Origin of the sequence: Streptomyces sp. NPDC127068 (assembly GCF_042724695.1) — a bacterium.
Lineage (GTDB): Bacteria > Actinomycetota > Actinomycetes > Streptomycetales > Streptomycetaceae > Streptomyces.
In genome coordinates, this window is the sequence record NZ_JBHXEN010000059.1 from 42,127 (window position 1) to 50,451 (window position 8,325).

The 8,325-nt window shown below is 67.6% G+C and carries 5 protein-coding genes; 2 read left to right on the top strand and 3 right to left on the bottom strand.

Annotation, left to right across the window (positions count from 1 at the left end; translation table 11 throughout):
- Nucleotides 1-116 precede the first annotated feature (116 nt).
- The 3 genes from ACFWIA_RS29570 to ACFWIA_RS29580 all read right to left on the bottom strand — a co-directional run bounded on the left by ACFWIA_RS29570 (nucleotide 117) and on the right by ACFWIA_RS29580 (nucleotide 3,328).
- Complete coding sequence (locus ACFWIA_RS29570; protein WP_387010315.1) at nucleotides 117-1,415, bottom strand: MFS transporter; 1,299 nt, start codon at nucleotides 1,413-1,415, stop codon at nucleotides 117-119.
- A gap of 75 nt (nucleotides 1,416-1,490) precedes the next feature.
- The gene (locus tag ACFWIA_RS29575) at nucleotides 1,491-2,573 is read right to left on the bottom strand and encodes an inositol-3-phosphate synthase (protein ID WP_387010317.1); all 1,083 of its coding nucleotides are present in this window, start codon (nucleotides 2,571-2,573) and stop codon (nucleotides 1,491-1,493) included.
- Between the two features lie 44 nt (nucleotides 2,574-2,617).
- Nucleotides 2,618-3,328 (bottom strand): PadR family transcriptional regulator, encoded by a 711-nt coding sequence (locus tag ACFWIA_RS29580; RefSeq protein ID WP_387010319.1) that lies wholly within the window; start codon nucleotides 3,326-3,328, stop codon nucleotides 2,618-2,620.
- Nucleotides 3,329-3,722: 394 nt separating this feature from the next.
- Here ACFWIA_RS29580 and ACFWIA_RS29585 point away from each other — a divergent pair, with 394 nt between their 5' ends.
- Complete coding sequence (locus tag ACFWIA_RS29585; protein WP_387010320.1) at nucleotides 3,723-6,569, top strand: transglycosylase domain-containing protein; 2,847 nt, start codon at nucleotides 3,723-3,725, stop codon at nucleotides 6,567-6,569.
- A gap of 151 nt (nucleotides 6,570-6,720) precedes the next feature.
- The gene (locus ACFWIA_RS29590; RefSeq protein ID WP_387010321.1) at nucleotides 6,721-8,286 is read left to right on the top strand and encodes a glycosyltransferase family 87 protein; all 1,566 of its coding nucleotides are present in this window, start codon (nucleotides 6,721-6,723) and stop codon (nucleotides 8,284-8,286) included.
- The last annotated feature ends 39 nt before the right edge of the window (nucleotides 8,287-8,325 follow it).

Sequence of the window (8,325 nt, forward strand, 5' to 3'; positions counted from 1 at the left end):
CGGGCCCCCCCCCCCCCCCCTGGGATCACTTGTCACCTTTAATCAACCACCACAACCCGGGGGGGGGGTTGTCGGGGGGGGGGGGGTTTTTCCCCCCCAACCCCCCCCCCCCGCACTCATGGCCCCGCGGTGGGTACGGGGTGGGGTTGACGGCGGTACCGCGCCATCAGGAGCGCGACCGCCGCATAGATGACTGCCACGGTGATCACCAGGGGCACGGAGCGGCCGTCCGGAGGGAGCATCAGTGCGGCCACTCCGGCAGCTCCGACGAAGGCGACATTGAACAGCACGTCGTACACGGAGAAGATCCGGCCGCGGAATCCGTCATCGACGGACGACTGCACCACGGTGTCCGTGGCGATCTTGGCCCCCTGGGTGGTCACCCCGATGAGGAAAGCAGCGACAAGGATCGGCGCCGGAGCGAACGGCAGGGTCAGGGCCGGTGCCAGGAGAGCCACCGACCCCGCACATGTCGTGATCCATCCATAGGGTCCCCGGCGCCCCACGGCCCAGGGAGTGATCAGAGCGGCGACGAGGAAGCCGGCCCCGGACACGCCCACCGCGAGTCCGAGGAGGGCGAGCCCGCGCTCCGAGGAGTCGTCGCCGGAGGACCAGGCGTACCGGCACAGCATCAGCACCATGACGGTCAGGGCGCCGTAGCAGAATCGCATCAGCGTCATGGCGCCCAGCGCCCGGGCCGCGCCGCGGCGCGGCGGCTCCCCCAGATGACGTACCCCGGCGACCAATTCGCGTGCGGTTCCGAGGACCTGGGCCCCCAGCCGTAGACGCCGGTCGGTGGAGTCCGGGCCGAGTGCCTGTCGCCCGATCCGTAGGGCAGCGAGTGCGGCGCCCAGATAGAGGACGGCACCGAGAACGACGACGACGGCGTCGGAGTCGTCGAACACCAGACGCACTCCGAAGGCGAGGCCGCCCCCCACGGTGGCGGCGAGGGTGCCCGCGGTCGGCGACAACGAGTTCGCGATCACCAGCCGCTCATCGTCCACCACACGGGGCAGGGCCGCCGACAGCCCGGCGAGGACGAATCGGTTGATGGCGGTGACACACAGGGCGGAGGCGTAGAAGAGCCAGTCCGGCACATTGCCGAGGATCAGCACAGCGGTCACCGCGGCGAGCGCCGCACGGAGCAGGCTGCCGTAGAGGAACACCTGGCGCCGTGGCCAGCGGTCCAGCAGTACGCCGGCGAACGGCCCGACGAGGGAGTACGGCAGCAGCAGGACCGCCATGGCCGAGGCGATGGCGGCGGCGGATGTCTGCTTCTCGGGTGAGAAGACCACATAGGTGGCCAGGGCGACCTGGTACACCCCGTCGGCGCCCTGGGAGAGGAGCCGCACGGAGAGGAGACGTCGGAATCCCCGGAAGCGCAGGAGGACGCGCAGATCCCGTACGACAGCCATGGCCCCACCCTCACATAGGCGAAGGTCCCCGGGCACACGACCCGGGGACCTCCTATATCAGTGCGTTGTGCGGGTTCAGCGCTCGACGTCACCCTTGATGAACTTCTCCACGTTCTCCCGGGCCTCGTCGTCGAAGTACTGGACCGGCGGGGACTTCATGAAGTAGCTGCTGGCGGAGAGGATCGGGCCACCGATGCCGCGGTCCTTGGCGATCTTCGCAGCGCGCAGCGCGTCGATGATGACACCAGCGGAGTTCGGGGAGTCCCAGACCTCAAGCTTGTACTCAAGGTTCAGCGGAACGTCACCGAAGGCACGGCCCTCAAGGCGGACGTAGGCCCACTTGCGGTCGTCGAGCCATGCGACGTAGTCGGACGGGCCGATGTGGACGTTCTTCTCGCCGAGGTCCCGGTCCGGGATCTGCGAGGTGACGGCCTGCGTCTTGGAGATCTTCTTGGACTCCAGCCGGTCGCGCTCCAGCATGTTCTTGAAGTCCATGTTGCCGCCGACGTTGAGCTGCATCGTGCGGTCCAGGAGGACGCCCCGGTCCTCGAACAGCTTCGCCATGACGCGGTGCGTGATGGTCGCACCGACCTGCGACTTGATGTCGTCGCCGACGATCGGCACACCGGCCTCGGTGAACTTGTCCGCCCACTCCTTGGTGCCGGCGATGAAGACCGGGAGGGCGTTGACGAAGCCGACCTTGGCGTCGATGGCGCACTGGGCGTAGAACTTCGCCGCGTCCTCGGAACCGACGGGCAGGTAGCAGACGAGAACGTCGACCTGCCTGTCCTTGAGGATCTGGACGACGTCCACCGGGGCCTCGGGGGACTCCTCGATGGTCTCGCGGTAGTACTTGCCGAGTCCGTCGAGGGTGTGGCCGCGCTGGACCGTCACACCGGACGACGGCACGTCGCAGATCTTGATGGTGTTGTTCTCGCTGGCTCCGATGGCGTCCGCGAGGTCGAGGCCGACCTTCTTGGCGTCGACGTCGAAGGCGGCAACGAACTCCACGTCACGGACGTGGTACTCCCCGAACTGCACGTGCATGAGGCCCGGGACCTTGGACGCCGGGTCGGCGTCCTTGTAGTACTCGACGCCCTGCACCAGCGAGGCGGCGCAGTTGCCCACGCCGACGATGGCTACGCGAACCGAACCCATTCCGGTTGCTCCCTGTGTGTACTCGGTGAAGCCCTGAGTGGACTTCACGTGGCGGTGTCATCGGACGGATCCGGCCGGGAGGTGTCCCCGTGCCGGGGCAGGCCGCCCGTTTTCCCTGATGTGTCCTGCTGAGCCGGTCGGTGCCGGGCGGGATCCCCGTCCGGGGTCGGAGCGGGCGGCTGTTGCCGCTGCTCCCGTCCCGCCCGCTCGCTCTCGATCAGCTCGTTCAGCCAGCGCACTTCCCGCTCCACGGACTCCATTCCGTGGCGCTGAAGTTCGAGGGTGTAGTCGTCGAGGCGCTCCCGGGTGCGTGCCAGGGAGGCGCGCATCTTCTCCAGACGCTCCTCCAGCCGGCTACGACGCCCTTCCAGTACGCGCATGCGTACATCCCTCGAAGTCTGTCCGAAGAAGGCGAAGCGAGCCGCGAAGTGCTCGTCCTCGTAGGCATCGGGACCCGTCTGGGAGAGCAGGTCCTCGAAGTGTTCCTTACCTTCCGCGGTCAGTCGGTAGACGATTTTTGCGCGGCGCCCGGCCAGTGGTGCCGCAAGCGCGTCCTCGGAGGTCCCTCCGGACTCCTCGATCAACCACCCGTTGGCGACGAGCGTCTTGAGGCAGGGGTAGAGCGACCCGTAACTGAAGGCGCGGAACACCCCCAGCGACGTGTTCAGTCGTTTCCGCAGCTCATAGCCGTGCATGGGGGCCTCACGCAGCAGGCCGAGGACGGCGAACTCAAGGATGCCGGAGCGTCGGCTCACTGCCGCCTCCTCCTCGTCGTTCGCCGTGGCCATCCGCTGGGATCGGGCCCCGACACGGTCTTTATGTCGAGCTGATGTATCGAGTCGATACATCACGACGATAGAACGACCATCCGCATGCGACAAGAGGGAGCATGGTGAACGGCGTCACATCACTGATTCGTGGGAAGCAAGTTGCCTGATTTGGGGTGAACTTCGGGGCTAGGCGGGTTTTGACGGTGCGTAGTCTGTGCGGCATGCAGTTCAGGGGATGCCGAGTGACGCCCGAGGGCGCGGCTGTCCCGGACGCATTGCGGATGGGTGTCGAGCGGTGCCGCATCCGTATGTCGGGGGGAACTGGAAGACAGCCGCCGTTTCCAGGCGCGGGAGCGCCTGCCCTAGGAGTAGTCGTTCGATGAGCGAGCACCGTCGGAAACCGCCGCAGCCGCAGAGCGGCGGACGCGCCGCGGCACGGCGCGGCACGTCCGGATCAACGGGGCGTCGTGCGGCCCCGCCCAGCGAAGCTGCGTCTCCGTCCGCTTCCCATGACTTCCCCACGGGGGAGCCAGCCGCGGAGGAACGCCCCTACGGAGGTCGGGCGGACGCCCGGCGCGCCGCTCAACGGTCCGGGGGCGCCCGCCGTAGAGGGGCGGACGGCGCGGGCCCTGGCGGTGGCGGGGGCGGTGGCCGCAGAACGGGCGGTCCCGGTGGGGGCAGTGGTCCCGGCCGCGGCCGGGGCCGCGGTGGTCCGCCCCCCAAAAAGCGATTCATCGACTATCCGCGGTCGGGCAAGTACGGCTGGCGGCGTTGGATGCCCTCCTGGCGACTGGTCACCGGTACGTTCGTCGGCCTCATGGGCCTGTTGATGGGGGCCGCCGCCATTGCGTACACCGCGGTGGGCGTGCCGGACGCGCATGACGCCGCAGAGGCCGAGAGCAATGTCTTCCTCTGGTCGGACGGTTCTCAGATGGCCTCCACGGGGGGTGAGAAGAACCGCCAGATCGTCAAGATCCACAAGATCGCCACCTCGATGCAGGAAGCGGTCATCGCGGCCGAGAACGCGACCTTCCGCAAGGACCGGGGTGTCGACCCGATGGGCATCGGTCGCGCCGTGTTCAACATGGCCACGGGTGGTGAGACCCAGGGCGGCTCGACGATCACCCAGCAGTACGTGAAGAACTCGTTCCTCACCCAGGACCAGACGATCAGCCGCAAGGTCAAGGAACTCTTCATCTCGGTCAAGGTCGACAACAAGCTCAGCAAGGACGACATCCTCGCCGGGTACCTCAACACCGCCTTCTACGGTCGCAACGCGTACGGCATCCAGGCCGCTTCGCAGGCGTACTTCGGCCGTGACTCCGACGATCTGACCGTCCCGCAGTCCGCCTTCCTCGCCGGGCTGCTCAAGGGCCCCAACCTCTACAACCCCGACGGCGGGGTGGGGTCCGCCGCGACGCCCGAGGCCAACCGCGAGCGGGCCGAGAAGCGGTGGCGGTGGATCCTGGACCGTCAGGTCGAGGTGGGCTCCATGACCGCGGACGAAAGGAAGAAGTACACCAAGTTCCCGGAGCTGGTGAAGCAGACCTCCTCGCTCGGTGGACAGACGGGCTACCTGGTCGACGTCGCCAAGGACTACGTCGCGAAGAAGACCGGAATGAAGCCCGAAGAGCTGGAGAAGGGCGGCTACCGGATCCACACCACGTTCGACAAGAACAAGGTCCGGCAGCTGGAGAAGGCGGTGAACGACACCAAGAAGGGCTTCCTCAAGCCGAACAAGCGGAAGAAGGACAACTGGGTCCAGTTCGGGGCCGCCTCCGTGGACCCGAAGAACGGTGCGATCGTGGCGCTGTACGGCGGTGAGGGTTACGACAAGGGCCACTACACCAACAACGCCAACACCAGCGGTGTGCCCGTCGGCTCCACCTGGAAGCCTTTCGTGCTGGCCGCCGCGATGGAACACGGCACCTACGCGAGCGGGGGAGAAGCCCTCTCTCCGGAGACCAAGTACAACGGCGACGACCTTCTCGTGATCAACGACAAGGACGGCAACCCCATCGAGGACGCCAAGGGCCGGCCCTTCCGCCAGAAGAACGAGGGCCCCACGATGTGGGGCGACGTGACCCTGGACTTCGCGATGGAGAAATCCATCAACACCCCGTTCGTCCAGCTCGGCATCGACGTGGGCCTCGCCAACACCCGGACGACCACCAAGAAGCTGGGGATCTTGGAGGATAGCTTCGACAAGGCGAACCTGGGCAACGCCTCGTTCTCCCTGGGGACCTCGACCCCGAGCGCGATCCGGATGGCCGACTCGTACGCGGTCTTCGCCAACTCGGGCAGGCAGTACGACCCGTACTCGGTGACCAAGGTGGAACGCAAGGGCGAGCCGGTGCCCGGCTTCAAGCCGCCCAAGGAGCGCAGGGCCTTGGACGCCCCCGTCGCGGACACCGTGACCAAGGTGCTGGAGAACGTGGTCCAGAAGGGTACGGCTGAAAAGATCAAGGACATCGGCTTCCCGGTGGCGGGCAAGACGGGCACCACGGACAAGAACAAGTCCGCCTGGTTCGTCGGCTACACCCGTGAACTCTCCACCTCGGTCACCCTCTTCCGGACCGATCCCAAGGAGGGGAAGCTGCTCTCCATGAACGGCACCGGTGGCGTGCCGTCCATCCACGGTGGTGACATCCCGGCACTGCTCTGGAAGGACTACATGGCCGAGGCGCTGAAGGGCGCGAAGCACGAGCCCTTCCCCGAGCCCGGCGAGATCGTCGGCAAGGTCTTCAACAAGTCCCCCTCCCCCTCCACCACCCCTTCGGCCACCGAAGAGGTCGAGAAGGAGACGAAGGAGCCGACCACGCCTCCGACGACGGAGAAGGAAGAAGAGGAAGAGGAAGAGGACAAGACCACCCCGCCGACGACGCCGAGCAACACGTGCGGTGAGTGGGACTGGGACTGCAACAACAACGGTGGCGCTGCCAACGGTGGAGCCGCCGACGGAGGTGCCGCCAATGGAGGCGCTGCCAATGGAGGCGCCGCGAACGGTGGCGCCGCTGATGGAGGTGCCGCCGATGGAGGCGCCGCGAACGGTGGAGCTGCGAACGGTGGCTCGACCCCGCCCGGCTCCGCCTCGCCGGGCCAGCCGGGCGGAAACGGGAACGGCAGCGGGAACGGTGGTGCCAACGGCGGCAATCCCACCGGCGGCAATCCCACCGGAGGCAATGCGGGCGCGGTCGGAGGTTTCGGCGGCACCGGGAGCCCCTGACCGGGGGCGTGACTCCTCGCTGAGGGCCCGGTGCCCAGCCGCTTGATCGCTCACTGAGCGTGTCCGATGTTTCACGTGAAACGAGGGCCGTCGCACTTCTCGTGCGACGGCCCTCGCTCTGCTTCGGACTCCCCCGGCTTCGTACGGCAGGATGTTCGCCATGCCCAGTGCAGAGACGACTCCGCCCGAAGTCCACCAGCCGGACCCGGCGCCCCGGTCGCGGACGGATGTGGTCGCGCCGACCCGGGAGGACAAGATCGCCGCGGTCGGGAGCGATCTGATCGGAGGCCCGCTGGGCCGGCGAGCGTTGGTCGGGGCCAACTGGTGGACGCCGGTGCGCGTCATCGCGCTCGTGATGATCGGGATGTTCGCCCTCGGCATGGTGCAGAAGTTCCCGTGCTACGACGGCGCCTGGTTCTTCGGCGCCAGCTCCCAGTACACCCACGCCTGCTACTCGGACATCCCGCACTTGTACTCCGGGCGGGGTTTCGCGGACGGTCTGATCCCCTACTTCGACCGGCTGCCCGGGGACATGGAGTACCTGGAGTACCCCGTGCTCACCGGTGTCTTCATGGAAGTCGCCGCGTGGCTCACTCCGGGCAGCGGCACCCTTCAGCACCAGCAGCAGATCTACTGGTTCGCCAATGCCGGCATGCTGATGGTCTGCGCGGTGGTCATCGCGGTGTGTGTGGCCCGTACCCACCGTCGACGCCCCTGGGACGGCCTGCTGGTGGCCCTGGCGCCCGCGTTCGCCCTCACCGCCACCATCAACTGGGACCTGTTCGCCGTGGCCCTGTTGGCCGCGGCCCTCCTGATGTGGTCCCGTGGACGCCCGCTCGCCTTCGGTGTGCTGCTGGGGCTGGCGACCGCCGCGAAGTTCTACCCGTTCCTGGTGCTCGGCCCGTTGTTCCTGCTCTGCTGGCGGGCGGGCAAGTGGCGGGAGTTCGGGACGGCGTTCTTCGGCGCGGTCGGAGCCTGGTTGCTGGTGAACGTCCCCGTGATGGCGATGGCACCCGAGGGGTGGGCGAAGTTCTACTCGTTCAGCCGTGAGCGGGGCATCGACTTCGGATCCATCTGGCTGATGATCTCGCAGCGGATGAACGTGCACATCACCCCGGAGAGCGCCAACAACTACGGCATGTTCCTGATGATCATCATCTGCCTGGCGATGATCCCGCTCGTCCTCATGGCCCCCCGACGCCCCCGACTCGCGCAACTCGCCTTCCTCGTCGTCGCGGCGTTCATCCTCACCAACAAGGTGTACTCCCCCCAGTACGTGCTGTGGCTGGTGCCCCTGGCCGTGCTCGCCCGGCCGCGCTGGCGGGACTTCCTGATCTGGCAGGGATGCGAGGTCGCGTACTTCCTGGGCATCTGGATGTACCTCGCCTACACGACCAGTGGCGACGCCCACCGCGGATTGCCGCCGGACGGGTACCACCTCGCCATCAGCGCGCACCTGATCGGGACCCTGTACCTGTGCGCCGTGGTCGTGCGCGACATCCTGCTGCCGGAACGGGACGTGGTGCGCCGCAGCGGCGACGACGATCCCTCGGGCGGGGTGTTGGACCGGGCGCCCGACGTCTTCACGATCGGCTCCCGGGCGCGCTGGGGCAGCCGTACGGAGCCGGCGGGGGAGGTCCGGGTCGGCTGGGGGCGGCCCGTGGACCGGAAGGAGGCCGAGGACGGCCCGGAGGGTGTTCGCTCAGAGCGAACGTAGTCGAGGGGCGGTACGGGTGAGGGCGGCACACGATCAGAT

What these genes read in the sequence shown, in the direction of transcription:
- ACFWIA_RS29570 (WP_387010315.1), bottom strand. Translation starts at nt 1,415, where the DNA reads ATGGCTGTCGTACGGGATCTGCGCGTCCTCCTGCGCTTCCGGGGATTC.
- ACFWIA_RS29575 (WP_387010317.1), bottom strand. Translation starts at nt 2,573, where the DNA reads ATGGGTTCGGTTCGCGTAGCCATCGTCGGCGTGGGCAACTGCGCCGCC.
- ACFWIA_RS29585 (WP_387010320.1), top strand. Translation starts at nt 3,723, where the DNA reads ATGAGCGAGCACCGTCGGAAACCGCCGCAGCCGCAGAGCGGCGGACGC.
- ACFWIA_RS29590 (WP_387010321.1), top strand. Translation starts at nt 6,721, where the DNA reads ATGTTCGCCATGCCCAGTGCAGAGACGACTCCGCCCGAAGTCCACCAG.